Origin of the sequence: Streptomyces sp. NPDC006326 (assembly GCF_040612915.1) — a bacterium.
GTDB lineage: Bacteria > Actinomycetota > Actinomycetes > Streptomycetales > Streptomycetaceae > Streptomyces.
The window spans coordinates 55268-81260 of sequence record NZ_JBEXRC010000030.1 but is presented as its reverse complement, the minus strand read 5'-3'; the positions used below and the strand labels follow the sequence as shown (position 1 = coordinate 81260).

Sequence of the window (25993 nt, the reverse complement as noted above, 5' to 3'; positions counted from 1 at the left end):
TCACCTGTACTCCGAAAGCCGGCGCCCGATGCCGAGCAGCGCCGCCGCGGCGCCGATGGCCGCCAGGGCCGCCGCGCCCGTCATCAGGCCGCTCAGCGCACCGAGCCCGTCGCGGGCCGCCCGGGTGAACTCCTGCTGCTCATGGGCCACTGCCTGTTCCAGCGAGGCGTCGACCGTGTCGAACGACGCCCCGCTGCTGTCCTTGTGGTCCTTGTCCCCGATGACCTGGGGCAGGGCGTCCTGGTAGTCGCCTCTCAAGTCGGTCTCCCGGGCCGCGGCGTGCCGCTGCTTCCACTGCGCGACGCCGTCGGCGGCGCGGGTGACCGGCGCCCGGCCTCCGGGGTCGTCTGCCAGCCGCAGCGCCGTCGCCAGCCCCGCGTCCAGCTCCTTCATGTTCCTGGTGAAGTCCACGTCGTACTTGTCCGACTTGTTGTCCGCGGTCTGGACGGCGCCACGGGCGATCAGCGTCAGATTCTCACTGGCCCGCGCCTGGAGCGAGGCGATCCGCGCGTCGTTGAGCACTTTCAGCGACTCCTGCCCCTCGGCGCGGGCGGTATGCAGCTCCGAGCGGGCCACCGTGTGCCCGACGGCCAGCCACAGCAGGACCACCAGGCAGGCGCCCGTCGCCGCGGCCAGACCCTGGTTGAACACCCGGTTCGTCCGCAGGTAGTTGCGGCGCTGCGCCCAGCCGAGGGCGGCCAGCGCCAGCACGCCCGCGCCGAGTGCGGCCAGCGGCAGGGAGCGCGCGTCGTCGTAGTCCGTGTAGAGCCGGTCCGTCTCCGCCTCGTACAGCCGCTGGGCGGCGGGCAGCAGCTGCGTGGTCATCTGCTCGTTGGCATAGCGCAGATAGGCGCCGCCGAGCGGAAGGCCCTGCTTGTTGGTGGCCCGGGCCTGCTCGATCAGGCCCGTGTAGCGGGGGAGCTGCTCGCTCAGCAGGGTGATCTGCTTGCGGGAGTCCTCGTCCGCCCGGGTGTTGGCGGCCGCGCTGACCAGCAGCCGGGAGGCGTTGGCGATGTCCTTCTCGTACCGCTCGCGGACCTCGCGCGGCTCGTCCGCGCCCGCGAGGAAGCCGCTGGAGGAGGCGGTGTCGGCGTCGGCGAGCGAACGGTAGATGCTGGCCGCGTCCGCACTCAGCGGCTGGCTGCGGCCCACCACGTCGTCCGCGGCGCCCACCCGGCCGGCGATCTGCCACAGGGTCACGGCCCCGAACAGCAGCACCAGCGCCGCCAGCACGGCGCCGATGATCCGCAGCCGGCCGGGCTCGGTGGTCGCGGCCGCGCGCAGCCGCTCCACGCCCTCGGCCCAGGCGGTGCCGCGCCGGGGCGACCCGTCGGGGGGCGGCCCCGCGGGCGGCACGACGGCACCGCCGCCCGGCGCGGGCGCGCGTGTTGTGATGGCCACCGTGACCTCCCCCTCGGTCTTGACTGCCCCGGCTGCCGCCGGGGGTACCCCCATCGCAGCAGTATGGCCGTACCGGCGGTCAACCACAGCACCCGATGCTGGATCTTGACGAACCACCGCCCGCCGGTGCTCCCGCTCCTCCTTCACCGTGAATACGTCTGCACCGCCGCCACGGTTCCAGACCGGCGGCCGCTCCGGGCGGGTTCACCCGAAATGGGCACGGAGTTTTTCACGGGCCCCGCCCGTTGCCCCCAGCGCGTCCAGTCCCAGCAGTCCGGCGCCCAGCACCGGCGGCGCCGCCACCACCGACACCCGGGCCCGCGGGGCCCGTTCGGCCAGCCCGGCCCTGATCCGCCCGATCAGCTGCGGATGCCCCGCCGCGAGCACCCCGCCCCCGAGCAGCACCGGAGCTTCCTCCTCCAGCAGCTCCAGCCGGGTCAGCGCCACCACGGCCAGGGCCACCACCTCGTCCGCCTGCCGCTCCACGATCGCCGAGGCCACCGGATCGCCCGCCGCGGCCACCGCGAACAGCACGGGCACCAGCTCGTGGATCCGCCCCGGCGCCACGGTGCCCAGGTGCAGCGCCTCGATCAGGGCCGCCATGGAACCGAGCCCGAAGTGACCGGGCAGCGCCGCCGCCAGCGCGGTCGGCCCGCCGCGGCCGTCCTCGGCCCGCGCCGCCCACCACAGGGCCTCCGGGCCGAGGAAGCCCCCGCCGCCCCAGTCGCCGGAGATCCGCCCGATCGACGGGAACCGGGCGGTGCGCCCGTCGGGCAGCATGCCGGCGCAGTTGATGCCCGCCCCGCACACCACCGCGACCCCGCACGGCCCGTCCGCCCCGTCCAGCCCCGCCCGCAGCACCGCGAAGGTGTCGTTGCGCACCTCCGTGGCCGTGCCCCAGCCGCGGCTGCCGATCACCCGGGCGAACTGCTGCTCCTCCACGGGGAAGTCGGCATTGGCCAGACAGGCCGAGACCTGGTCGGCGTACGGCACCCCGGGGCTCGGCCAGGGCAGTCCGGCCGCCTCGACGGCCCCTGCGACGGCCTGCCCGAGGACGTCGACCGCGGCCTCGACGCCGACCCGGTACGGCTGGAAGCCGCCGGAGCGGCCGCAGCCGAGGACGGTGCCGTCCGCGGCGATCAGCGCGGCGTCGGTCTTGCTGTTGCCTGCGTCGACGGCCAGGACCGCCGGCCGCGCGGACCCTGGCTCCCCGGGCCCTTCGGGCCGTGCGGTCGCGGGCGCCGCGGCGGGCGGTGCGGGCTGGTTCAGGCCCATGCAAGGTGCTCCTTGTTGTGCGCGAGGAGCCGGTCCGTCAGCCCCTCCGCCCGGTCGAACTGCCCCACCAGCGGGTGCGCGAGCAAGGCCCGGAAGACCCGCTCCCGGCCGCCGCGCAGGGCCGCGTCCAGCGCCAGGTCCTCGTACGCCGTGACGTGCGCGACCAGCCCGGCGTGCAGCGGGTCCAGCCGGGGCACGGCCAGCGGCACCGGCCCGCCCGGGTCCACCCGGGCCTGCACCTCGACGACCGCGTCGTCGGGGAGGAACGGCAGCGTCCCGTCGTTGCGGACGTTGACCACCTGGAAGGACGGGCCGCGGCCGTCGCCGAGCAGCGCCGCCGCCAGGTCCACGGCCGCTTCCGAGTAGAAGGCCCCGCCCCGCCGGGCCAGCAGCTCCGGCTTCTCGTCGAGCGCGGGATCTGCGTACAGGGCGAGCAGCTCCTGCTCCATGGCCGCCACCTCGGCGGCCCGCGAAGGCTTCGTGCCGAGCTCGCGGACCACCTCGTCGTGGGCGTAGAAGTACCGCAGGTAGTACGAGGGGACGACACCGAGGCGGTCCAGCACCGCGCGCGGGAGGCGCAGGTGCGCGGCGAGGTCCTCCCCGTGCGCGGACAGCAGTCCCGCCAGCAGGTCCTCCCCGTCGGGGCCGCCCCGGCGCACGCCCAGCTCCCAGGTCAGGTGGTTGAGCCCCACGTGGTCCAGGTGGACGTCGGCCGGCGCGAGACCGAGCAGCGCCGCGAACTTCCGCTGGAGGCCGATGGCCACGTTGCACAGCCCGACCGCCTTGTGGCCGGCCTTGAGCAGGGCCCGGGTGACGATCCCCACGGGGTTGGTGAAGTCGATGATCCACGCGTCCGGGTTGGCGCGCCGGACCCGTTCGGCGATGTCCAGCACCACCGGGACCGTGCGCAGCGCCTTGGCGAGTCCGCCCGCGCCCGTGGTCTCCTGCCCGATGCAGCCGCACTCCAGCGGCCAGGTCTCGTCCCGCAGCCGCGCCGCCTGCCCGCCGATCCGCAGCTGGAGCAGCACCGCGTCGGCGCCCTCGACCCCGGCGTCGAGATCGGCGGTCGTGGTGACCACTCCGGGATGCCCCTGCCGGGCGAAGATCCGCCGGGCTAGTGCGCCGATGAGCTCCAGCCGTTCGGTGGCCGGGTCGATCAGCACCAGCTCGCTGACCGGCAGGGTGTCGCGGAGCCGGGCGAAGCCGTCGATCAGCTCGGGCGTGTAGGTGGAACCGCCGCCCACCACTGCGAGTTTCATGGTCACTAGCCTTTCACTCCGGTCAGGGTGACGCCTTCGACGAATGCCTTCTGGGCGAGGAAGAAGAGGACGATCACCGGTGCCATCACCAGCACCGTGGCAGCCATGGTGAGGTTCCAGTTGGTCTGGTGCGCCCCCTTGAAGGACTCCAGCCCGTAACTGAGGGTCCATGCGGCGGGGTTGTCGGAGGCGTAGATCTGCGGTCCGAAGTAGTCGTTCCAGGCGCAGAAGAACTGGAACAGCGCGACGGCGGCGATGCCCGGCCGGGCCATGGGCAGGACGACGCGCAGCAGTGTGCGCAGCTCGCCGCACCCGTCGACCCTGGCCGCGTCCAGGTATTCGTCGGGGATGGTCAGCAGGAACTGGCGGAGCAGGAACACGGAGAACGCGTCGCCGAAAGCCATCGGGATGATCAGCGGCCACAGCGTGCCCGACAGGTCCAGCTGTTTCGCCCAGAAGAGGTACATGGGAATGACCACCACCTGGGGTGGCAGCATCATCATGGCGATCACCAGCAGCAGCGCGAGCCGGCGCCCGCGGAAGCGGAACTTCGCGAGCGCGTAGGCGACGGGCACCGAGGACAGCACGGTCAGCAGGGTGCCGAGGCCCGCGTAGAGCAGGGTGTTGCGCCACCAGGTCAGGAAGCCCGGGGTGTGCCAGACCGTGGCGTAGTTGCCCCACTCCCAGGTGTGCGGGACGAGGTCGCGGGTCAGTGCCTGCCGGTCGCTCATCAGGGAGGTCAGGAACAGGAAGACGAAGGGGAGGACGAAGAACAGGGCGGCGGCGACGGCGAGGGAGTGCACCGCGACCCAGTGCAGTACGGCCTTGCGGTGGGGCCGAGTGGCAGTGGTGCGGGTCAGGCCGGTCACGTCAGTCACCTGCCCCGATGAGTCCGCCGCGGCGGCGCATCAGCAGCGCGGTGAAGGCCATGGAGAGGGCGAAGAGGACCAGTGCGACGACACACGCGCTGCCGTAGTCGAACCGCTGGAAGCCGAGGTTGTAGACCACCTGCGGAAGCGTCAGCGTGGACTTGTCCGGGTAGCCCGGCTCGAACTGCTGGCCCGAGCCGCCGATCACGCCGGCCGCCGTCTTCCCCGCCACCAGGGGCTGCGTGTAGTACTGCATGGCCTGGATCACCCCGGTGACGACGGCGAACAGGATGATCGGCGCGATGTTCGGCAGGGTGATGTGCCGGAACCGCTGCCAGGGCCCGGCCCCGTCCAGCCCGGCGGCCTCGTACTGCTCCTTCGGTACGTCGAGCAGCGCCGCCATGAAGATCACCATCAGGTCGCCCACCCCCCACAGCGCGAGCCCCGTGAGCGCGGGCTTGGACCAGTCGGCGTCGGTGAACCAGCCCGGAGCGGGCAGGCCCACCGCCTCCAGCAGGGTGTCGACCGGGCCCGTGCCCGGATTGAGCAGGAACACGAAGGCCAGGGTCGCGGCCACCGGCGGGGCCAGGTAAGGCAGGTAGAACAGGGTCCGGAAGATCCCGGCGCCCGTCTTGACCCGGGTGACGAGCAGCCCGATGCCGAGGCCGAAGACGACCCGGCAGCCCACCATCACCACCACCAGCCACAGGGTGTTGCGCATCGCCGGCCAGAAGAGCGGATAGTCGGTGAAGACGTACGTCCAGTTGTCCGGGCCGTTGAAGACGGGCCGGCGGAACCCGTCGTACCGGGTGAAGGAGAAGTACACGGTGGACAGCAGCGGGTAGCCGAAGAAGAGGCCGGACCCGATCAGCCAGGGCGACAGGAAGGAAGCCGTCCGCAGGGCCGCCCTGCGGCGCTTGGCCCGCAGGGAGCGCACGGAGCGCGGGGAGCGCAGGGAGCGCGGGGAGACGAGGGTCATCGCGGGCTACTTCGCCTTCGCGATGTCCGTGTCGATCTGCCGGTCGGCCTTGGCGAGGGCGGCCTGGACGTCGGTGACATCGCCCTTCTCGACCGCGTACGCGAGGTCCTGGAAGGTCAGCTGGTAGGTGCCGCCGTCGGCCTGCGCCGGAGTGGTGTTCGACCTGGGGTGGCGGGCGATGTCCAGGAAGGTCTTGAACTGCGGGGTCACCCGGAGGTCCGGGGACTCCAGCGCCGCCAGGGTGGAGGGCACGTTGTGAATGGCGTTGGCGAACGCCACCACCGCCTCCGTGTCCGTGGTCATGTACTTGACCAGTTCCCAGGCCGCGTTCTGCTTCCTGCTGCCCGAGGCGATGCCCATGACGGTGCCCGAGAGGTAGCCCTTGCCGTAGTCGGCCGCCTGGTCGTCCGGGACGGGCAGCGGAGCGGTGCCGACCTCGAAGGCGACCCCCGCCTCCTCGGCCATCGCCGCCCGCCATTCGCCGTCGACCTGCATGGCGACCTGCCCCCGGTGGAAGGGGTGTTCGGCGCTCCACTCGTCGCCGAAGCCGGCCCGGAACCTCTCCAGCTTCTCGTAGCCGCCGAGCTTCGCCACCAGGTCCTTCTGCGCGGCCAGCATCTTCGCGAAGGCGGGGTCGTGGGCGAGGTTCGCCTTGCCGTCGGCGCCGAAGTACGCCGGGCTCCACTGGGCGGCGAGCCGCATGGGGGTGGTCTCGTAGCCGTGGAAGGTGGGCATGATGCCCAGCTGCTCGTACGAGTCCCCGCGGGGCTTGGTCAGCTTCTGTGCGACCTCGGTGAACCGGCTCCAGGTCCTGGGCGGTTCGGTGATGCCCGCCGCCTTGAAGGCGTCCTTGTTGTAGACGAGGCCGTACGCGTCGTTCAGCAGCGGCAGCGTGCACTGGTTGCCGCGGAACTGCGTGTACTCCAGCAGGGTCTTGGGGAAGACCTTCGCCTTGTCGATCGAGGCCTTCTCCAGGAAGGGGTTCAGGTCGGTGAAGGCGCCCGAGTTGCAGAACGTGCCGACGCTGTCCGTGGTGAAGGAGGACACCACGTCCGGGGCCTTGTCGCCGCCCGCCCGGAGTGCCTGCTTGATCTTGTCGTCGGTCATGTTGCCCGTGGCCTTGACCTTGATCCGAGGGTGCGCCTTCTCGAAGCGCGCGATGTTCTCCTCGATCGCCTTGACCTCGCCCGGCGCCGACCAGCCGTGCCAGAAGCTGATCACCGTCTCCTTGGCGGGGTCGTCGGCGGCCCCGGACCCGCTCTGGCCCGTACACCCCCCGGCGAGGACGGACAGCGCGGCCAGTGCGGTGGCGGCGGCGGTCAGACGGCGGTTTCCGGGCATGGCGGTGCTCGCTCTCTGTGCGGGGAGGAACGTTCCGGGCGGTGCCAGGGGTGATGAGCCGGGTGGTCCGGGCGGGGTGGGATCAGCGGCGCGAGGTGTCGAAGACCTCGTCGCGCGTGGCGGCCAGGGCGCTCTCCAGCGCGCCGCGCAGTACGGGCCGCTCGCGTACGGTGCCGGAGACCAGGCGGGGCCGGGACGGGGCCAGATCGGCGAGCTCCGCCTCGACGAGCTCCCGCAGGACGTCTCCGCCGGCCGCGGTCACCGCGCCCGAGAGCACCACGATCTCCGGGTCGAGCACGGCGACCAGCGCCGCGAGGCCGGTGGCGAGCGCCGTGGCGTACTGCCGCAGCAGACTCAGGTGCGCCCCCTCGGGGTGCTCGGCGGCCCGCGCGAGCAGGGTGACGGCCGTGGACACCAGGGCCCCGGACTCCGCCCCGTGCACGGCCCCGTGCACCGCCCCGGACGCGGTCTGCGGCGGCGCCTCGATGCCGAGCGCGGCCGCCATCCCGGGCAGCACCTGGACGCCGGCCAGTTCCTGGTAGCCGCCCGAGTTGACCTGCGTGACCCGGCGCACCAGGGGGTGGCCCGGCACGGGCAGGAAGCCGACCTCGCCCGCGCCGCCGGTCCAGCCGCGGTGCAGCCGGCCGCCGAGCACCAGCGCGGCGCCGAGGCCCTCCTCGTTCCACAGCAGGACGAAGTCCTCGTGCCCGCGGGCCGCGCCGAGCCGCTGCTCGGCGACCGCCGCGAGGTTCACGTCGTTCTCGTACTCGACCGGCATCGGCAGCGCCGCCGCCAGCTCCTCCAGCAGCGTGGGGGAGTGCCAGCCGGGGAGGTGGTCGGCGTAGCGCAGCACCCCGGTGCGCGGGTCGAAGGAGCCGGGGGTGGCGATGACCGTGCGGTGGATGTCCGACAGGGCGAGCCCGGCGTCCTTGACGGCCTCGCCCAGGGCCCGGGTGACCTGCTCCACCGCCCCGGTGCCCGGCGCGCACGGGAGCTCGTGGCTGCCGATCACCTCGCCCGTGAGGTCGGCGACCGCCGCGAGGACGCGGCCCGGCGTGACGTCGAGGCCGGCGACGCGGGCGGCGCGGGGGTTGACCGCGTACAGCTGGGCACTGGGGCCGGGCCTGCCGCCGTCGGTGCCGGTGGCCACGACCAGCCCTGCGGCCTCCAGCCGGGCCAGCAGCTGGGAGGCGGTGGGCTTGGAGAGTCCGGTGAGCCGGCCGATCCGGGTCCGGGACAGGGGGCCGTGGGCCAGCAGCAGGTCCAGCGCGGCGCGGTCGTTCATCACGCGCAGCAGGCTGGGCGTGCCGGGGGCGGGCGTGGTCGGGCCGGGCATGGGCGCTCTCCTCGCAGAAACTGTTAGGTAAGTTTCCAGTCAGTGGAGAACCCGTGTCAATGGCACTGCCCCCGCGGAAATGATCCGCGGGGGCAGTGGGGCGCGCCGGTGTCCTACTTGGTGATCCGGGCCGTACCGGGGGCGGCGGCCGGCGGCGGTATCGGGGCGGCCGCCTGGGCCTGGGGGGAGGCCGGGTTGGCCAGCTCCGACGGCGGCGCCACGGCCGCGGACGGGTCGGCCGGGGCCTCGTCCCCCTCGGCGGCCGGAGCGGCCCCGCCGATGATCCCGATGCCCGCCGCGTCGAAGGCCTCCTTGATGCGCCAGCGCAGCTCCCGCGCCACCGCGAACTGCTGCCCCGGCATCGTCTTCGCCTGCACCTTCACCGTCATGGAGGCCAGCAGCACCTCGTCCAGGCCGAGCACCTCCACCGGGCCCCACAGGCGCTCGTCCCACGGGGACTCCTTCGCCATGGCGTCGGCGACCGACTTGACCGCCTCGCGGATCCGGGCCAGGCTCTCCGCCGGCTTGACCTGGACGGCGACGTCCGCGGTGGCCCAGCCCTGGCTCAGGTTGCCGATCCGCTTGATCTCGCCGTTGCGCACGTACCAGATCTCGCCGTTGTCCCCGCGCAGCTTGGTGACGCGCAGGCCGACCTCCACGACCTCGCCCGAGGCCACGCCTGCGTCGATCTTGTCACCGACGCCGTACTGGTCCTCCAGGATCATGAACACGCCGGACAGGAAGTCCGTCACCAGATTCCGCGCGCCGAAACCGATCGCCACACCGGCCACACCGGCGCTCGCGAGCAGCGGGCCGAGGTTGATGTCCAGAGCGCCGAGCACCATCAGCCCGGCGGTACCGAGGATCAGGAACGAAGCCACCGACCGCAGCACCGAGCCGATCGCCTCCGAGCGCTGCCGCCGCCGCTCCGCATTGACCAGCAGCCCGCCGAGCGCCGTGCCCTCGACGGCTTCGGCGCCGCGGTTCATCCGCGTTATCAGCTTCGTCAGCGACTTGCGCACCACGGAGCGGAGCGCGGCCGCGATGACCACGATCAGCAGGATCCGCAGGCCGAGGTACAGCCATCCGGCCCAGTTCTCCTCGATGAAACTGGCGGCGTTCGTGACGCTCTCGTGAGCCTCCTTCACCGATCCGGCCGGGTCCGGGGTGGCGGCGGCCAGGGGCAGCAGGGCGGCGGGCCAGGGCACGACGGGAACCTCCAGGTAGAACGGGGTCGCCCCACCACACTAACGGGGCATTCCGGTTACCCCGTCGTCCTGTTCGAGGGAGAGACCAGGCTCACCCGGGGAGGAAGGGGGTGTGGTTGAAAACACCTCCGACCCGTTACGGGCGCGTGGTGGCGCTTCGACCAGCCGTAAGGAGAGACTGGAGAGCAGATCGTCCCGGCGCGAGCCACGCGCCGCCGGCGTACAAGGAGGCAGTCCGTGCCGCACGTCCTGGTCCTCAATGCGTCGTACGAGCCCCTCGGCGTCGTACCGCTCCGCCGCGCGCTCGTCCTCGTCCTGGAGAACAAAGCAGTCTCCCTGGAGGAATCCGGCGCCTTTCTGCACAGCGCGACCCGGGCCGTCCCCGCTCCCAGCGTGGTCCGGCTCAAGCGCTTCGTGCGGGTCCCCTACCGGGGGCCCGTTCCACTCACCCGCCGCGCGCTGTTCGCCCGCGACGGGGGGCGCTGCATGTACTGCGGCGCGGTCGCCACCAGTGTCGACCACGTGATCCCGCGCAGCCGCGGGGGCCAGCACGTGTGGGACAACGTGGTCGCCGCCTGCCGCCGCTGCAACCACGTCAAGGCCGACCGCCACCTGGTGGACCTCGGCTGGCACCTGCGGCACCAGCCGGCTCCGCCGTCGGGGCTGGCGTGGCGGATCATCGGCACGGGGCACCGTGACCCCCGGTGGATGCCGTACCTCCAGCCGTACGGGGCGGACGACGCCCTGGCCCGCATCGGCGCCGCCTCCTAACCGCCTGTCCGGGCCCCGCCCCACCGCCGGCGGCACGGCCTTTGGCGGCCGCACCCCTCAAGCCCGGGGCCCCGGGCTGCCCGTGCGGCGCCGTTGCGGGGGCCGGCCCCGGACCCCCGCGCCTCAATCGCCGGCGGGGCTGGTTTTGGTCGGCCCGTGTCCGAAGTACGGGGCGGGCAGGTTCGGTTGCCTGTGCGGCGCCGTTGCCGGGGGCCAGCCCCCGGACCCCCGCGCCTCAAACGCCGGCGGGGCTGGATTTGGCGCGCCCGTGCCGAGAGGTTGGGGGGCAGGTTCATGGTTGGGATGGGCAGGTTCGGTTGCCTGTGCGGCGCCGTTGCCGGGGGCCAGCCCCCGGACCCCCGCGCCTCAATCGCCGGCGGGGCTGGATTTGGCGGGCCCGTGCCTCAAGGGCGGGGCTCGCTTTGCCGTGCCCGTGCCTCAACCGGAGGGAGATGTGCGGGCGGGGTGGGGACACTGCGGTGGTGAGTCGAGGATGAGCGGTCACCGCCGCGTCCGTTCGCGATCCCGCCAGGATCCGCGAGCCGAGACGAACTTCCGGAGTGGCACCACCCCGCCACCCCACGCTCCCGAGCAACGACACCGAAGCCGGCGAAGCCCCGGCCCGCCGAGGTCGATCCCGAGCGGCGGCACACTGCCGGCGGAGCCCGCCCCGGCCGCAGGCCGTTCCCGAGCTGTGGCAGGCTGCCGGCGGAGCCGCCCCGGTCGCAGGCCGTTCCCGCGGGAGCGCCGCCCGGGAAGTACGGCCCGGTCGTGGGGCGTTGGTGAGCGGTGGTGCCGCCGGGGGCCCGGGGCGGTCCCGTTACGGGGTCACGGCGTAGGCCTCCGCCGTGATGAGGCTGCAGCCGTAGCGCGTGGCGCGGCGTTCGCACGTGATGCGGAGGAAGCGGATCGGCGTGGGGTCCGGGGCCAGGTACACCGACTCCGCCCCGCCCCGCGACGCCGCAACCCTGGCCGCCGGCCGCCACGTCACCCCGTCCGCCGAGGTCTCGACCCGGTACGCCGACGGGTACGCCTCCTGCCACTGCAGCGCCAGCCGCCCCACCCGCGCCGGCGCCGCCAGCTCCGCCTGCCACCAGGCACCGTCCACCGCCGGGGACGACCAGCGGGTCGCCGCCGAGCCGTCGACCGCCGCGGACGCCGGGAAGGCCGGCGTCTCGTCCGCCGACGAGGAGGCCCGCGCCGAGCGGAACAGGTCCGGGCCGCCCGTGCGCGGGACCGCCCGGACGGTGAGGGTCCGGGTCTGGCCCGCGAAGGTGACCGGCACCGGGTACGTCCCCGCAGGGGTACCCGCCGGCACCGTCACCGACACCGGCACCGACACCCGCGCCCCCCGCGGAGCCACCGCCTCGCCGGGCGGCACCACCACCTGCACCCCCGGCGGCGGCGCCGCCGACACCGGCCCCCGCACCTCACCGGGCCGCAGCGCGGACAGCTCCGCCGAGACCACCCGCGGGGCCCCGCCGATCTCCACGTCGACGGGCTCGGCCGCCAGGTCGAACGCGGCCTCCGGCCCGTCCGCCAGCCACGGCACCACCCGGTGCACCGCCGGCGCCGGCCCCGACCAGCTCAGCCGGACGGCATCCGCCCGGAGCCCGCCGAGGTCCGCCTGGGTCCAGCCGGACGCCGCGGCCTCGCCGACCTTGCGCCAGCCCTCGCCCGGGACGTGCGCCTCCACGGCCGCGCCCCGCGATCCCGGCGGCAGCGGGTCCGTCATGACCGTCACCACGGACACGGGCCGGGCACCGTCCCACTGCACCGTCCACGCCTGGGAGCCCTGCGAGACCCTGCCGGTCTGCCGCGCGGCTCCCGTCCAGGCGTCCGACTCGGCCGCCGCGCGGGCGAGGAACGGTTCCAGTACGGCCTTGTCCACGCGGGCCGCGCTCGGCTCGGCGAGCCCCCGCTGGGCCTGCGCCAGCGCCTGCGCCTGTTTCCAGGCGGTCGCCCCGTCACCGCGGGACTGGGCCTGGAGGACGTCCAGCGCCAGTTCCCCCGCCGCGCCGTAGGCCGCCAGCCGCGCCACCCAGGGCCCGGCCTCGCCGGAGCCGTCGGCCCCGCCGCCCAGCCCCGGCAGGCCGGAGAGCCGCTCCGGTGCCTCCCGCATGGCCGTGAACTCCGCCCGCAGCCGGTCGGCCGCCGCCCGGTCCCCTGAGGCGCGGGTCCGCCAGAACTCGTCCACCAGGGGCCGCAGGTATCCCGACTCCGGCTGGGCCAGCGTCGAGGACGCCGAGTTCCCGGCCAGCGCCGCCAGCGACCGCCGGGCCCGCTGGTCCGGCCCCGCAAGGTCGGCGACCGCCGCCGCCCAGGACGCCCCGGCCCGGTACCCGTTCGGGTTCCACGCGAAGTCCGCCACCGTGAACAGCGGGATCCGCGACAGCGCGGCCTGCGGCATCGCGTTGGCCATCAGGGCCGCCGAGCCGCTCGCCACCGCCGGTTCGCGTCCCGCGTACGGGCCGAGGAAGATGCGGCCGGGGTCCCAGTCGTTGACCGGGTAGTTGTCCATGGTGACCAAGGGGTGCTGTGCGAAGGCGCCCCGCACCCCGGCGAGTTCCTTGCCGGTGATCGTGCGGGGCACCACGCCGACGCCCGTCCAGGCCACTTCCACGCGCGGGTCCAGCCGTGCGGACAGCGCCGTCCGGTACGCCGTCGCGCCCTTCTGGTGGTACTCCGTCGGCAGCAGCGACAGCGGCGCCGCCCCCGGGTGCCGGGCCGCCAGGTGGGCGGCGAGCTCGCCCGCGACCTCCGCGTGCGCCTTCGCGGCCGCCGCCGGCCCGGTCCCGTAGCGCACCCGGTCCGCCCGGCAGCCCCACTCCGTGTAGCTGACGTCCTGGAACTGCACCTGGAAGGCCCGGAAACCCAGGTCCCACATGGCGTCCAGCTTGCGGGCCAGGGCCGCCCGGTCCGCCGCCGAGGCCAGGCACATCGACTGGCCCGGGGCCACCGCCCAGCCCAGCACCACCCGGTTGGCGCGGGCCCGTTCGGCCAGCTCCCGGAACTCCTCCTGCTGCTCCCGGGGGTACTCCTCGCGCCACTGCGTGGTGCGGTACGCGTCGTCGCCGGGCGCGAGCAGGAGCCGGTTCTGCTTGGTCCGGCCCATGAAGTCCAGTTGCGCGAGCCGCTGTTCCCGCGTCCACGGCTGCCCGTAGAAGCCCTCGGTGATCCCGCGTACGGGCGAGCTGGGCCAGTCCCGCACCAGCACCCCGGGCACCTTGGCCCGGCCCGCGGCCAGCAGCTGGCGCAGGGTCTGGGCCGCGTGGAACTGGCCCTCCTCCCCGACGCCGGCCAGCGCCACCGTGTCCCGGCCCGCGGCCCGTCCCACGGCCAGCCGGTAGCCCCCGTTCGGCAGGTCCCCGGCGGCGGTCGCGCCCAGCTCCCGCAGGGCGTCCTGCGCGTCGGGCCCCTGGAGCCGTACGACGGTGCCCCGTTCGGGCAGGGCAGCCCCGGGGGCCGTCTCGTGCAGGGTCCGTACGCCCGCCCCGCGCAGGGCGGTGCGGATCACCTCGGCGGCGTACGGGTCGGCGTCCGCGGCGAGGACGAGTACGGCCTCCGCCCCCAACGGCACGTCCCGTGCCGCATCGGCGGTCATCGACTGGGGCCGGGGCCACACCGCGGGCCCCTCGGAGGCCGCTCGCGGTGCATCGGAGCCGGGATCGAGCACCGGTCCCGCGCCCGGCCCGCCGGAACCGGCAGCGGGGCCGCGGCCCGGGTCGGGCACGGGGTCGGGGACCGGTACGACCGGCGCCGTCGGCACCGCGAACGCCGTCGGCGGCCCCGCGGACACCGCGCCGCCGAGCAGCGTCCCGATGACCGCGATGGCCGCGGCAGTCGTCCGCCTGCTGCCCCTGAGCTGCACGGAGCCTCCCCGTCCCGAGTCGTTCCCCCGGTCGTACGAATGAGCCCGAGCCCACCACCCGGGTGGCCGGGGTGTCAATGCGGGCGGGTGTTCTGACCTGGATACGCCAGGAATGCGCGGCTCCCGGGTGGGTATGGCTGCGATGTTCCCGGGCTTTGTTCGAAGGGTCTGACATACACGTGTAATTCCCCGGCGCCGTTCCGTGGGCCTGACACACACTCATAGTCCCTACGGAAGAAGGAGAGCGCTCACCATGGACACCGCAGTCCGCACCCTGCAGACCATCGCCACCGCCCCGGTCAAACGTCCGCCGCTCGCCCACCTGCCCGCGCAGGCCGGGCCCGTCGACGGCCCCCTCACCAGCGAGCCCCCGCTCGCCGGCTCCGCGTACGCGCCGCTGACCAGTGAGCCCCCGCTCACGGAAGAGGCACCGCTGACGAGCGAGCCGACCCTTTCCGCCGCGGCAGATGCCGTGGACGACTGGACATCGCCGCAGGCGACCACACCTCAGGGACTCACATGGACGACCTCGCCCGGCTCGCGGTACTCCACGGCGTAGCCACCTCCTACCAGCCCGCCGAGGACGTCACCGTCCGGGTTCCGGATGCCACCGTCGCCGCGGTGCTCGGGCAGCTGGGGGTGGACGCCGCCACCCCGGAGTCCGTGCGCCAGGCCCTCGCCGAGGCCGAGCGCGCCCGGGCGGAGCGCCTGCTGCCGCCCGTGCTGGTGTGGTGGGCCGGCTCGGAGCCGCCCGCGGCGCTGGCCGCCCTGCCCCCCGGGACCCGGACCCGGCTGGAGGGGGACGAGGCGGCGGGCGCCGAGACGGGCGGGGTGCCTCCGCTGGGCGTGCACCGGCTCCACGCCGAGACCCCCGACGGCCGCTCCGGGGCCGCCACCCTGATCGTGGCCCCGGAGCGGGCCCCGGCCGCGCCCGAGCGGGGCCACGGGCTGCTCGTCCAGCTGTACTCCCTGCTCTCCGAGCGGTCCTGGGGCATGGGCGACCTCGGTGACCTCGCCGACCTCGCCCGCTGGGCCGGGCGTACCCACGGGGCCGCCTTCATCCAGGTCAACCCGCTGCACGCGGCCGTTCCGGGGGCCCCGACCGACCCCTCCCCGTACCGGCCGTCCTCCCGGCGCTTCCCCGACCCCGTGCACCTGCGGGTCGAGGACCTCCCCGAACACGGCGCCTGCCCCGACCAGGAGACCCTGGCCGAACTCGCCGCCCGGGGCGGGGAGCTGCGCCGCCGGGTCCTGGAGAAGGGGGCACTGATCGACCGGGTCGCCGTCTGGGCCCTCAAGCGCACGGCCCTGGAACTGCTGTACGCCGTCCCCCGTTCCCCCGAACGGGAGGCCGCCTACCGCGAGTTCTGCGCCGAGCAGGGGGAGCCGCTGGACCGGCACGCCGCCTGGTGCGCGGCCGCCACCGGGGAGGACCCGGCGGCGCGGGCCGACTTCCACCGCTGGCTGGTCTGGCTGACGGACACCCAGCTCGCCGCCGCGCAGCGGGCCGCCCGGGAGGCGGGGATGGCGGTCGGCATCGTCCACGACCTGGCCGTCGGGGTGCACCCGGCGGGCTCCGACGTCCAGACCGCCCCCGGAGTCCACGCCACCGGCTCGACGGTCGGTGCCCCGCCCGACGCCTTCAACGCGCGCGGCCAGGACTGGGGGCTGCCGCCGCTGCGGCCCGACGCGCTGGCCGCCTCCGGCTACGCGGCGTTCCGGGCGCTGCTGCGCGGGGTGCTGCGCGCCACGGGCGCCCTGCGGATCGACCACGTCATGGGCCTGTTCCGGCTGTGGTGGATCCCGGAGGGGACCCCGCCCGCCGAGGGCACGTACGTGGCGTACGACGGCGAGGCGATGCTGGCGGTCCTGGTCCTGGAGGCCCACCGCGCCGGGGCCCTCGTGATCGGCGAGGATCTCGGGACGGTGGAGCCGCGGGTCCGGCGGGCGCTCGCCCGGCGCGGGGTGCTCGGCACCTCCGTGCTGTGGTTCGAGCGCGACTGGGCCGGCGACGGGCAGCCGCTGGCCCCGGCGGACTGGCGGGCGGACTGCCTGGCCACCGCCACCACCCACGACCTGCCGCCGACGGCGGCCAAGCTGGCGGGCGCCCACGTGGATCTGCGCGACCGCCTCGGTCTGCTGACCCGCCCGCTGGAGCAGGAGCGGGCGCAGGACGCCGCCGACACCGCCGAGTGGCTGGACGTACTGGAGGACCTCGGCCTGGACACCAAGGGCGAGGAGGCGGCCGTGCGGGCGCTGTACGCGTTCCTGCTGCGCACCCCGGCACGGCTGGTCGGCGTCTGGCTGCCCGATGCCGTCGGGGACCGGCGGCCGCAGAACCTGCCGGGGACCTGGGACCAGTACCCCAACTGGCGGCTGCCGTTGGCCGACGCGGAGGGCCGGCCGCTGACCCTGGAGGCGCTCGTCGCGTCGCGCCGGGCGAACGCCCTGCTGAGCGCCGTGCGGGAGGGTGCGTGCGCCCGTACGGCACCCCCGGGCGCGCGGGCCGTTTAGGTGTTCGCTACGTTTGCACCGTGGACAAGAAGAACGCTCTGCGCGCCGGCGCCGTCACGGCCGGATCGACGCTGATGATGCTGCTGATGACGTCTCCCGCGCTCGCGCTGACCCGCGACGACGGCGACGACCCGGGCAAGGGCCTGAGCATCGCCCAGACCCTCGGCCTGTACGTGGGCGCGCCGATCCTGCTGTTCCTGGTCATCGCGGGTCTCGTGATGGTGGGCGACAAGTCGCGCAAGCAGCAGAAGCAGGGCTGAACCCGCAGGGTCAGCACCCACTCGACTTCCGGGGCGCCGGGGGTCCGCACGCCGATGCCCTCGGCACCGGTGCGGACCCCCGGCGCCCCGTCGTGCTGTCCACGAGCCCGGGGCTGCCCGCCGGTCGTTAGACGCCGGCCAGCAGTTTGCGGAGCAGGCCGGTCAGGACGGCGACCTCCTCGTCCTCCAGCCCGGTGAGCGCGGCGCGCTGCACCTCCAGACCGGCGGCGACCGCCTCGTCGATGAGGGCGAGCCCGCGGTCGGTGATCGTCACCTGGAGGCCGCGCCGGTCGTGCGGATCCGGCGTGCGCGAGAGCAGGCCGGCCTTCTCCAGCTTGTCCAGGCGCCCGGTCATACCGCCCGTGGTGAGCATGAGCGTGGCCGAGAGCTGGCGCGGCGAGAGCGTGTACGGAGCGCCGGAGCGGCGCAGCGTGGCGACGACGTCGAACTCGCCGCGCGAGATCCCGAAGCGGGCGTAGGCCCGTTCCATTTCGTCTCCCATGGCCCGGGCGATCCGGTAGATCCGGCCGAAGACGGCCATGGGGGCGGTTTCCAGGTCCGGTCGCACCGCGTGCCACTGGTCGATGATCGCGTCGACGGCGTCCTTCTTGGGCTCGGTCATGGCGGCAGTATCCGGTCTCCTCCCGATCGTCCGCAAGAAAGTTGCTTGACGGAAAGTAGCTTAGGAGTAAGCTACTTTCCATCAAGCAATCTTTTGGGCCTGACCAGGGGTCCTGACCGGGGGAGGAACGATGGCGGCGTCCACGGAGATACGGGTCCCGGGGGAGCGCCCCCTGCTCGTCGGGGCGGGCATCAGCGCCGTGGGGATCGGCATGTACGTCCCCTTCTCGCTGGTCTTCTTCCACCACGTCACCGGCCTCTCCTTCGCCGCGGTCGGCCTGGTGCTCACGGCGACCGGCCTGGCCGGGCTGGCGTTCATGCCGATGGCCGGTTCCGCGGTGGACCGCTTCGGCGCCCGGCGGGTCAACCTCGCGCTGTACGCGATGCGCTCGCTCGGCTTCGCGCTCTACCCCTTCGCCGACTCCCTGCCCGCCTTCGCCGCCGTCGCGCTCGTCACCGCCCTCGCCGACCGGTCGTTCCCCGTCGCCCAGCAGTCCCTGATCGGGGAGGTGGCGCGCGGCGGCGCCCGGGACCGGCTCCAGGCCTCCCTGCGGGCCCTGCAGAACGCCGGGATGGGTGCGGGCGCCATGATCGTCTCCGGGGTGCTGGCCCTGTGGGGGACCGGCGCCTTCGGCTACACCGCCTACGCCAACGCGCTGGCCTTCGCCGTGGCCGGACTGCTCGTCAGCCGGGTCCGCCCGGTGCGCGACGCGCAGTCCGCCTCCGCCAAGCGGCCGCCCGCCGGATACCGGATGGTGCTGCGCGACCGGCCCTTCCTCGGGCTGACCGCCGCCAACTTCCTGATGGCGCTGGGCTACGCGGCCCTGTCCGTGCTCTTCCCGCTCTACATCGCCACCTGGCTGCACGGGCCCGACTCCCTCACCGGAGCGGCGTTCACCGTCAACACCGTGATGTGCGCCGGGATCGGCGTCCTCGTCGCGGGCCGGGTCCGCCGCTCGGGCGCCCGCCGCACCCGCTCGGCCGCCCTCGGGGCGCTGCTCTTCGCCGCCGCCTTCGTGGGGCAGATCGTGCTGGGCACGGTCCGCCCCGGGCAGGGCGCCACCCTCGTCGCGCTGCTGGCCGTCGTGGTCCTCTACACGCTCGGCGAACTGGTGCACAGCCCCTCCGGTGGCGCCCTGTCGGTCTCGGCCGCCCCCGAAGCCGTCCGCGGCCGCTACCTCGCCACCTACCAGCTGTCCTACTCGCTGGCCACCGCCCTCGCCCCCTCCCTCTTCACCGCCCTGCTCTCCGTCGACGGCCGCCTGCCCTGGGCCCTGCTCACCCTCACCGCGGCCGGCGCCGCCCTGGCCCTGGTTCGGCTGGAGCGGCACCTGCCGGCCGAAGCCGTACGGGCGGAGCCGCCCGTGGCGGTCGCGGGCGCGCAGCCGCGGGACGGGGCCACCCCCGCCGCCGCGTAGCCCCCCGGCCCGGTCCGGAAGCCGGGGCCACCTCCCCTCCGCGTTCCTCAACTGCCCGAGGAGTCACCCGCCATGAAGCGCATCGCCACCGTCGCCCTGACCGCCCTCGCCCCCGTCTCCTGGGGCTCGACCTACGCCGTCGCCACCGAACTGCTGCCGCCCGACCGGCCCCTGTTCACCGGTGTGATGCGGGCCCTGCCCGCCGGACTGCTGCTCACCGCCCTGTCCCGTACGCTGCCCCGCGGGCAGTGGTGGTGGAAGTCCGCGGTGCTCGGCACGCTCAACATCGGCGCCTTCTTCCCGCTGCTCTTCCTCTCCGCCTACCGACTGCCCGGGGGTGTCGCGGCCGTGCTCGGCTCGGCCGGTCCGCTGTTCGTCGTCGGACTCGCCGCCCTGGTGCTGGGCGAGCGCGCACGGCTGCGTACCGTACTCGCCGCCGTCGCCGGGGCCCTGGGCGTGAGCATGGTCGTGCTCACCGCCGAGGCCCGGCTGGACGCGGTCGGCATCCTCGCCGGTGTCGTCTCCTCCGCCTCCATGGCCGCGGGCACCGTCATGACCAAGCGCTGGGGCCGCCCGGAGGGGGTCGGCCCGCTGGCCCTGACCGGCTGGCAGCTCACCGCGGGCGGCCTGGTCATCATCCCGGTCGCCGCCCTCGTCGAGGGGGCGCCGCCCGCGCTCGACGGCAAGGCCTTCCTCGGCTACGGGTACATGATGCTGATCAACACCGGGATCGCGTACTGGCTCTGGTTCCGCGGCATCGGCCGGCTCACCGCCACCTCCGTCACGCTGCTCGGCCCGCTCTCGCCCCTCACCGCGGCCGTCATCGGCTGGGCGGCCCTCGGTCAGGCGCTGTCGCCCGTCCAGCTCCTCGGCATGGCGATCGCCTTCGGCGCCACCGTCGCCGGGCAGCTCTTCGCCGCGCGACCTTTCAGTTCTGCTGAAAAGAACGATCGAAACTTTTCGATGGACCTGACCGATGAAGGGGTGCGACGGTAGGTCCACTCGACCCCGCCCGAGCAGAGGAGAGACCCACCGTGGCCGTCCAGGACCGCGTCCGCACCGTCCCGCACAGCGCAGCCGCTCAGGCCCGGAAGGGGGCCGCCGGGCTCGGCGTCCTCCTCGCCCTGATCGCCACGGTCGTCTGGTCCGGCAGCTTCGTCGCCACCCGGGGGATGGCCGGCACCGTCCCGCCCGTCCAGGCCGTCTTCTGGCGCTGGATCATCGCCGGCCTCGCCGTCGCGCCCTTCGCGGCCCGGCAGGCCTGGCTCCAGCGGGACCTGATCCGGCGCCACCTCGGCTACACCGCCCTCGCCTCGCTCTTCGGCGTCGCCCTCTACAACACGCTGGTGCACCAGGCCGGACTGACCACATCCGCCTCCAACATGGGCATGATCATGGCCGCCTCGCCCGTCGTGATGGCCCTGTACGCCCGCCTCGGCGGTGAGCGGCTGGGACCGCGGCGCACCCTCGGCCTGCTGATCGCCGCGCTCGGCGTGCTGCTGCTGGTGGGGGACGGCTCCCTCGGCTTCGACTTCGGCGCCGGCGACCTGTGGATGTTCGCCGCCGCCCTGTCGTTCGCCACGTACAGCGCCCTGCTGCGGCGCAAGCCCGCCGAACTGGGCGGACTCGCCTTCCTGCTCACCACCTTCGTCCTCGGCGCACTGATGCTGGCGCCCGCCTACGCCGTCTCCCTCTCGGTCCAGGGCGGCTTCCAGCCCACCACCGGGACGGTCGGACCGCTGCTGTACGTCGGGGTCTTCTCCTCCGCCGTGGCCTTCTTCGCCTGGAACAAGGCCGTCTCGATCATCGGCGCCGCCCGCGCCGGCGTCGTCTACTACCTCCAGCCGGTGTGCGTCGCGGGGCTCGGCTACCTGCTGCTGGACGAGCCGACCGGCCCGGCGCAACTGCTCTGCATGGCACTGATCCTGGGCGGTGTGGGCCTGGGGAGCGCCTCGGGCCGCCGGCGGTAGGTTCGCCCCCATGACCGAGTGGGACATCAAGAAGCTGCGGATCCTGCGGACCCTCGCCGAACAGGGGACCGTGACGGCGACGGCCGAGGCGCTGCACATGACGCCCTCGGCCGTTTCGCAGCAGCTGACCAACCTCGCCCGGCAGGTGGGGGCGCCGCTGCTGGAGGCACAGGGGCGCCGGGTCCGCCTCACCGATGCCGCCCACCTCGTCCTGCGGCACGCCGAAGCGGTGTTCGCGCAGCTGGAACGGGCCGACGCGGACCTGGCGGGGTACCTGGCCGGGGACGCCGGAGAGGTCCGGATCGGCGCCTTCTCCACCGCCGTGCCCGCGCTGGTCGTCCCCGCGGTTGCGGAGCTGCGCCGGACCCGCCCGGGCGTGGCGGTGCGCGTACGGGAGACCGAGGCAGCGGAATCGTACGAGCTGCTCTCCGCCGGAGCCGTCGACCTGGCCCTGTCGCTGGCGGCGCACGCCCCGACGGCCCGGGACCCCCGCTTCACCCGCATGGTGCTCCTGGAGGACCCCCTCGACGTGGCCCTGCCCCCGGACCACCCGCTGGCCGGCGCACCGGAGCTGCGGCTGGCGGACCTCTCCGAGGCCCCGTGGATCTACGGGGGCAGCGGACCGTGGCAGGAGATCGCGAGGACGGCCTGCGAGGCGGCCGGGTTCGTGCCCGAACAGGCCCACGCGGCCTCGGGATGGACCGCCATCCTCGCGATGGTGGAGGCCGGGATGGGGGTGGCGCTGGTGCCGAGGATGGTGTCGAGCCGGGCCTCCGGGGTGGCGGTACGGGTCCTGTCCCGCGACCGGCCGACCCGGCACGTGGTCGCGGCGCTGCGCCGCGGCTCCGAGAACGCCCCCGCCCTCGCCCACGTGGTCGCCGCCCTGCGCACGGTCTCGGCGGCCCGGGCCGCCCTGGCCTGATCCGGGCCGGGAAACGGGGGACGCCCCCGGTGCGGTGTGCACCGGGGGCGCCCTCGTACGGCGTCGTCCGTGGCGTCAGGACGCGGCGGCCGCGTCCGCCGCCTGGGCCTTCAGGGCGCGTTCCACACCCGCGCGCGACTCCGAGACCAGGCGGCGCAGGGCCGCGTTCGGCTCGGCCGAGGCCAGCCAGGCGTCGGTCGCGTCCAGGGTCTCCTGCGAGACCTGGAGGGACGGGTAGAGGCCCACCGCGATCTGCTGGGCGATCTCGTGGCTGCGGGTCTCCCAGATCTTCTTGACCACCGCGAAGTACTTCTCGGTGTACGGGGCCAGCAGCTCGCGCTGGTCGGTCTGCACGAAGCCGCCGATCACCGCCTCCTGGACCGCGTTGGGGAGGTCCGCGGACTCCACCACCGAAGCCCACGCCGCCGCCTTGGACTCGGCCGTCGGACGCGCGGCTCGCGCCGTGGCCGCGTGGCGCTCGCCCGCCGCCGTACGGTCGCGCTCCAGCTCGGCCGCGATGGCCGCCTCGTCCGCCACGCCCGTCGCGGCGAGGCGCTCCAGGAACGCCCACCGCAGCTCGGTGTCGACGACCAGGCCCTCGATCTCCGCCGTGCCGTCCAGCAGCGCGGACAGGTAGGTCAGCTGCCCCTCGGTGCGGGCGGTGGCCGCGAAGGCCCGGGCCCACGCCAGCTGGTGGTCGCTGCCCGGCTCGGCGCCGCGCAGGTGCTCCAGCGTCGCCTCGGTCCAGAGGGCCAGGCCCTGCTCGCGCCAGGCCGGGTCGGCGTACAGGTCGACGGCCAGCTTGACCTGCCGGTGGAGCGACTGGACCACGCCGATGTCCGACTCCTTGCCGATGCCCGACAGGACCAGGGAGAGGTAGTCGCGGGTGGCCAGCTCGCCGTCGCGCGTCATGTCCCACGCCGAGGCCCAGCACAGGGCCCGCGGCAGCGACTCGGTGAAGTCGCCGAGGTGGGCGGTGACCGCGGCCAGGGACTGCTCGTCGAGGCGGACCTTCGCGTACGACAGGTCGTCGTCGTTCAGCAGGACGACGGCCGGCCGGGCGCGGCCGACCAGCTCCGGCACCGCCGTCAGCTCGCCGTCGATGTCCAGCTCGATCCGGTCGGTGCGCACCAGCTTGCCGTCGCGCAGGTCGTACAGGCCGATCGCGATCCGGTGCGGGCGCAGCGTGGGCTCGCCCTTGGCGCCGGCGGGCAGCGCCGGGGCCTCCTGGCGCACGGCGAAGGCCGTGATCGCGCCGCCCGCGTCCGTCTCGATCTGCGGGCGCAGGACGTTGATGCCGGCCGTCTCCAGCCACGCCTTGGACCAGGCGGCCAGGTCGCGGCCCGAGGTCTCCTCCAGCGCGCCCAGCAGGTCCGACAGGCGCGTGTTGCCGAAGGCGTGCGCCTTGAAGTACGCCTGCACGCCCTTGAAGAAGGCGTCCATGCCCACGTAGGCGACGAGCTGCTTGAGCACCGAGGCGCCCTTGGCGTAGGTGATCCCGTCGAAGTTGACCAGGACGTCGTCCAGGTCGCGGATGTCCGCCATGATCGGGTGCGTGGAGGGCAGCTGGTCCTGCCGGTACGCCCAGGTCTTCATCGAGTTGGCGAAGGTGGTCCACGCGTGGGGCCACTTCGAGCCCTCGGCGTACGCCTGGCAGGCGATCGAGGTGTAGGTGGCGAACGACTCGTTCAGCCACAGGTCGTTCCACCACTCCATGGTGACGAGGTCGCCGAACCACATGTGGGCGAGCTCGTGGAGGATCGTCTCGGCCCGCACCTCGTAGGCCGCGTCCGTCACCTTCGAGCGGAACACGTACTGGTCGCGGATGGTGACCGCGCCCGCGTTCTCCATCGCGCCCGCGTTGAACTCCGGCACGAACAGCTGGTCGTACTTGGCGAACGGGTAGTCGTAGGCGAACTTCTCCTGGAACCAGTCGAAGCCCTGCCGGGTGACGTCGAAGATCGCGTCCGCGTCCAAGAACTCGGCCAGCGAGGGACGGCAGTAGATGCCGAGCGGCACGGACTGCCCGTCCTTGCCCTCGTAGGTGCTGTGCACCGCGTGGTACGGGCCGACGATCAGCGCGGTGATGTAGGTGGAGATGCGCGGGGTCGGCTCGAAGCGCCAGACGTTGTCCTTGACGTCCGCGGCCTCCGGGGTCGGGGAGTTCGAGATGACCGTCCAGCCCTCGGGGGCCGTCACGGTGAACTGGAACGTCGCCTTCAGGTCGGGCTGCTCGAAGCTGGCGAAGACCCGCCGAGCGTCCGGCACCTCGAACTGGGTGTAGAGGTACGCCTGCTCGTCCACCGGGTCGACGAAGCGGTGCAGCCCCTCGCCGGTGTTGGTGTACGCGCAGTCCGCGACGACCCGCAGCTCGTTGGCTCCGGCCGCCAGACCCGTCAGTGCGATCCGCGAGTCCCGGAAGACCGCGGCCACATCCAGCGACTTGCCGTTGAGGACGACCTCGTGCACGGCCGGGGCGACCAGGTCGATGAAGGTCTCGGCGCCCGCCTCGGCGGACTGGAAGCGCACGGTGGTGACGGAGGGGTACGTGCCGCCCTCCTGAGCACCGCGGAGGTCGAGCTCGATCTCGTACGAGTCGACGGTGAGCAGCTTCGCCCGCTGCTGAGCCTCTTCACGGGTGAGGTTCGTGCCTGGCACGCGGTCATCTCCTTCGATGGTTACGTTGCCCGCCATCCTTCCACGTGGGGCCCACCAGGTCCTTCCGCCGACCGCGGAATGCCGCCAACCCACGCAAAGGGGGGCGGCACCGTCCGGTGCCGCCCCCTTTTTTTGCCTGCGCGCTCCGTACGACCGGCGTCAGCCGCGGAGCTCCGCCGCGACGAGCTCGGCGATCTGGACCGCGTTCAGCGCGGCGCCCTTGCGGAGGTTGTCGTTCGACACGAACAGGGCGAGGCCGTTGTCGACCGTCTCGTCGACCCGGATGCGGCCGACGTACGAGGCGTCCTTGCCCGCCGCCTGCAGGGGGGTCGGGATCTCCGAGAGCTCGACGCCGGGGGCGTCCCCCAGCAGCTCGTACGCGCGCTCCACGCTGATCGGGCGGGCGAAGCGGGCGTTGACCTGGAGCGAGTGGCCCGAGAAGACCGGGACGCGGACGCAGGTGCCGGAGACCTTCAGCTCCGGGATCTCCAGGATCTTGCGGGACTCGTTGCGGAGCTTCTGCTCCTCGTCGGTCTCGAAGGAGCCGTCGTCCACGATCGAGCCGGCCAGCGGCAGCACGTTGAAGGCGATCGGACGCTTGTACACGCCCGGCTCGGGGTACGCGACGGCCTCGCCGTCGTGGACGAGCGCGGTCGCCTCGCCGGCGACGGCCTTGACCTGGCCGTCGAGCTCGGCGACACCGGCCAGGCCGGATCCGGACACGGCCTGGTAGGTGGTGGCGACCAGAGAGGTCAGGCCGGCCTCGTCGTGCAGGGGGCGGAGCACCGGCATCGCGGCCATGGTCGTGCAGTTCGGGTTCGCGATGATGCCCTTGGGGCGGTTCTTGATCGCGTGCGGGTTGACCTCGGAGACGACGAGCGGCACGTCGGGGTCGCGGCGCCAGGCGGAGGAGTTGTCGATCACGACGGCGCCCTGGGAGGCGACCTTCTCGGCGAGGGCCTTGGAGGTCGCGCCACCTGCGGAGAAGAGCACGATGTCCAGGCCGGTGTAGTCGGCCGTCGAGGCGTCCTCGATGGTGATCTCCTTGCCCTCCCACTCCAGGGTGGAGCCGGCGGAACGGGCGGAGGCGAACAGCCGAAGCTCGTCCACCGGGAACTTGCGCTCGGCGAGGATGCTGCGCATGACTCCGCCGACCTGGCCGGTGGCTCCGACGATTCCAACCCTCACGGTGACTCCTTCTGGTGCGTACGACGCGGGCGCGCGTGAAGCCATCATGCGTTCGACCCCACGAGGCTTGTCCAATCCATTGTCCGAGGAACGGACAGTGTCCGGGATGTGAATCCGGTTACCGTCCGGTAG

20 protein-coding genes are annotated in these 25993 nt (G+C 73.8%); 8 read left to right on the top strand and 12 right to left on the bottom strand.

The window, feature by feature from the left end; all coding sequences use genetic code 11:
- From ABZ128_RS22860 to ABZ128_RS22825, 8 genes are all read right to left on the bottom strand, one after another.
- Entirely contained in the window at positions 1-1401 is a 1401-nt protein-coding gene (locus ABZ128_RS22860) for a hypothetical protein (protein WP_356850627.1), read from the bottom strand.
- Between the two features lie 204 nt (positions 1402-1605).
- Positions 1606-2676: a BadF/BadG/BcrA/BcrD ATPase family protein gene (locus tag ABZ128_RS22855; protein WP_356850626.1), complete on the bottom strand. Its 1071-nt coding sequence runs from the start codon at positions 2674-2676 to the stop codon at positions 1606-1608.
- Positions 2667-3935, bottom strand: coding sequence for a 6-phospho-beta-glucosidase (locus tag ABZ128_RS22850; protein WP_356850625.1), 1269 nt, complete (start codon positions 3933-3935; stop codon positions 2667-2669). The genes ABZ128_RS22855 and ABZ128_RS22850 overlap by 10 nt, the downstream gene beginning before the upstream one ends.
- A 5-nt stretch (positions 3936-3940) precedes the next feature.
- On the bottom strand, positions 3941-4804 hold the full coding sequence (locus ABZ128_RS22845) for a carbohydrate ABC transporter permease (protein WP_356850624.1): 864 nt from the start codon (positions 4802-4804) through the stop codon (positions 3941-3943).
- 1 nt (position 4805) lies between these two features.
- Entirely contained in the window at positions 4806-5783 is a 978-nt protein-coding gene (locus ABZ128_RS22840) for a sugar ABC transporter permease (RefSeq protein ID WP_356850623.1), read from the bottom strand.
- Between the two features lie 6 nt (positions 5784-5789).
- Positions 5790-7124, bottom strand: a complete 1335-nt coding sequence (locus ABZ128_RS22835) for an ABC transporter substrate-binding protein (protein WP_356850622.1) — start codon at positions 7122-7124, stop codon at positions 5790-5792.
- 82 nt (positions 7125-7206) lie between these two features.
- On the bottom strand, positions 7207-8460 hold the full coding sequence (locus ABZ128_RS22830; protein WP_356850621.1) for an ROK family transcriptional regulator: 1254 nt from the start codon (positions 8458-8460) through the stop codon (positions 7207-7209).
- 113 nt (positions 8461-8573) lie between these two features.
- Positions 8574-9668, bottom strand: a complete 1095-nt coding sequence (locus ABZ128_RS22825; RefSeq protein WP_356850620.1) for a mechanosensitive ion channel family protein — start codon at positions 9666-9668, stop codon at positions 8574-8576.
- A gap of 237 nt (positions 9669-9905) precedes the next feature.
- On the opposite strand from ABZ128_RS22825, the gene ABZ128_RS22820 reads away from it, so the two are divergent.
- On the top strand, positions 9906-10439 hold the full coding sequence (locus tag ABZ128_RS22820) for an HNH endonuclease (RefSeq protein ID WP_356850619.1): 534 nt from the start codon (positions 9906-9908) through the stop codon (positions 10437-10439).
- 820 nt (positions 10440-11259) lie between these two features.
- Here ABZ128_RS22820 and ABZ128_RS22815 read toward each other — a convergent pair.
- Complete coding sequence (locus ABZ128_RS22815; protein ID WP_356850618.1) at positions 11260-14310, bottom strand: beta-N-acetylglucosaminidase domain-containing protein; 3051 nt, start codon at positions 14308-14310, stop codon at positions 11260-11262.
- A gap of 253 nt (positions 14311-14563) precedes the next feature.
- Here ABZ128_RS22815 and ABZ128_RS22810 point away from each other — a divergent pair, with 253 nt between their 5' ends.
- From ABZ128_RS22810 to ABZ128_RS22800, 3 genes are read left to right on the top strand one after another with little or no spacing between them, the layout of a single operon-like run.
- Positions 14564-14869: a hypothetical protein gene (locus ABZ128_RS22810; RefSeq protein WP_356850617.1), complete on the top strand. Its 306-nt coding sequence runs from the start codon at positions 14564-14566 to the stop codon at positions 14867-14869.
- Positions 14830-16824, top strand: a complete 1995-nt coding sequence (locus tag ABZ128_RS22805) for a 4-alpha-glucanotransferase (protein WP_356850616.1) — start codon at positions 14830-14832, stop codon at positions 16822-16824. The genes ABZ128_RS22810 and ABZ128_RS22805 overlap by 40 nt, the downstream gene beginning before the upstream one ends.
- A 20-nt stretch (positions 16825-16844) precedes the next feature.
- A complete protein-coding gene (locus ABZ128_RS22800) occupies positions 16845-17084 on the top strand; it encodes a hypothetical protein (protein ID WP_356850615.1) in 240 nt (79 codons plus the stop codon).
- A 127-nt stretch (positions 17085-17211) separates the two neighbouring features.
- On the opposite strand, the gene ABZ128_RS22795 is transcribed toward ABZ128_RS22800, so the two are convergent.
- Positions 17212-17706, bottom strand: coding sequence for a MarR family transcriptional regulator (locus ABZ128_RS22795; RefSeq protein ID WP_356850614.1), 495 nt, complete (start codon positions 17704-17706; stop codon positions 17212-17214).
- A 130-nt stretch (positions 17707-17836) separates the two neighbouring features.
- Between ABZ128_RS22795 and ABZ128_RS22790 the strand changes: the two genes are divergently transcribed.
- The 4 genes from ABZ128_RS22790 (at position 17837) to ABZ128_RS22775 (ending at position 22015) form a co-directional block, all read left to right on the top strand.
- Positions 17837-19123 (top strand): MFS transporter, encoded by a 1287-nt coding sequence (locus tag ABZ128_RS22790; protein ID WP_356850613.1) that lies wholly within the window; start codon positions 17837-17839, stop codon positions 19121-19123.
- A gap of 72 nt (positions 19124-19195) precedes the next feature.
- Entirely contained in the window at positions 19196-20119 is a 924-nt protein-coding gene (locus ABZ128_RS22785; RefSeq protein WP_356850612.1) for an EamA family transporter, read from the top strand.
- 38 nt (positions 20120-20157) lie between these two features.
- Positions 20158-21093 (top strand): DMT family transporter, encoded by a 936-nt coding sequence (locus tag ABZ128_RS22780; protein WP_356850611.1) that lies wholly within the window; start codon positions 20158-20160, stop codon positions 21091-21093.
- A gap of 10 nt (positions 21094-21103) precedes the next feature.
- Entirely contained in the window at positions 21104-22015 is a 912-nt protein-coding gene (locus tag ABZ128_RS22775) for a LysR family transcriptional regulator (RefSeq protein ID WP_356850610.1), read from the top strand.
- Positions 22016-22090: 75 nt separating this feature from the next.
- Here the strand turns inward: ABZ128_RS22775 and pepN are convergent, their stop codons facing one another.
- A complete protein-coding gene (pepN, locus tag ABZ128_RS22770; protein WP_356850609.1) occupies positions 22091-24673 on the bottom strand; it encodes an aminopeptidase N in 2583 nt (860 codons plus the stop codon).
- Between the two features lie 159 nt (positions 24674-24832).
- A complete protein-coding gene (locus tag ABZ128_RS22765; protein ID WP_356850608.1) occupies positions 24833-25861 on the bottom strand; it encodes an aspartate-semialdehyde dehydrogenase in 1029 nt (342 codons plus the stop codon).
- Positions 25862-25993 lie beyond the last annotated feature (132 nt).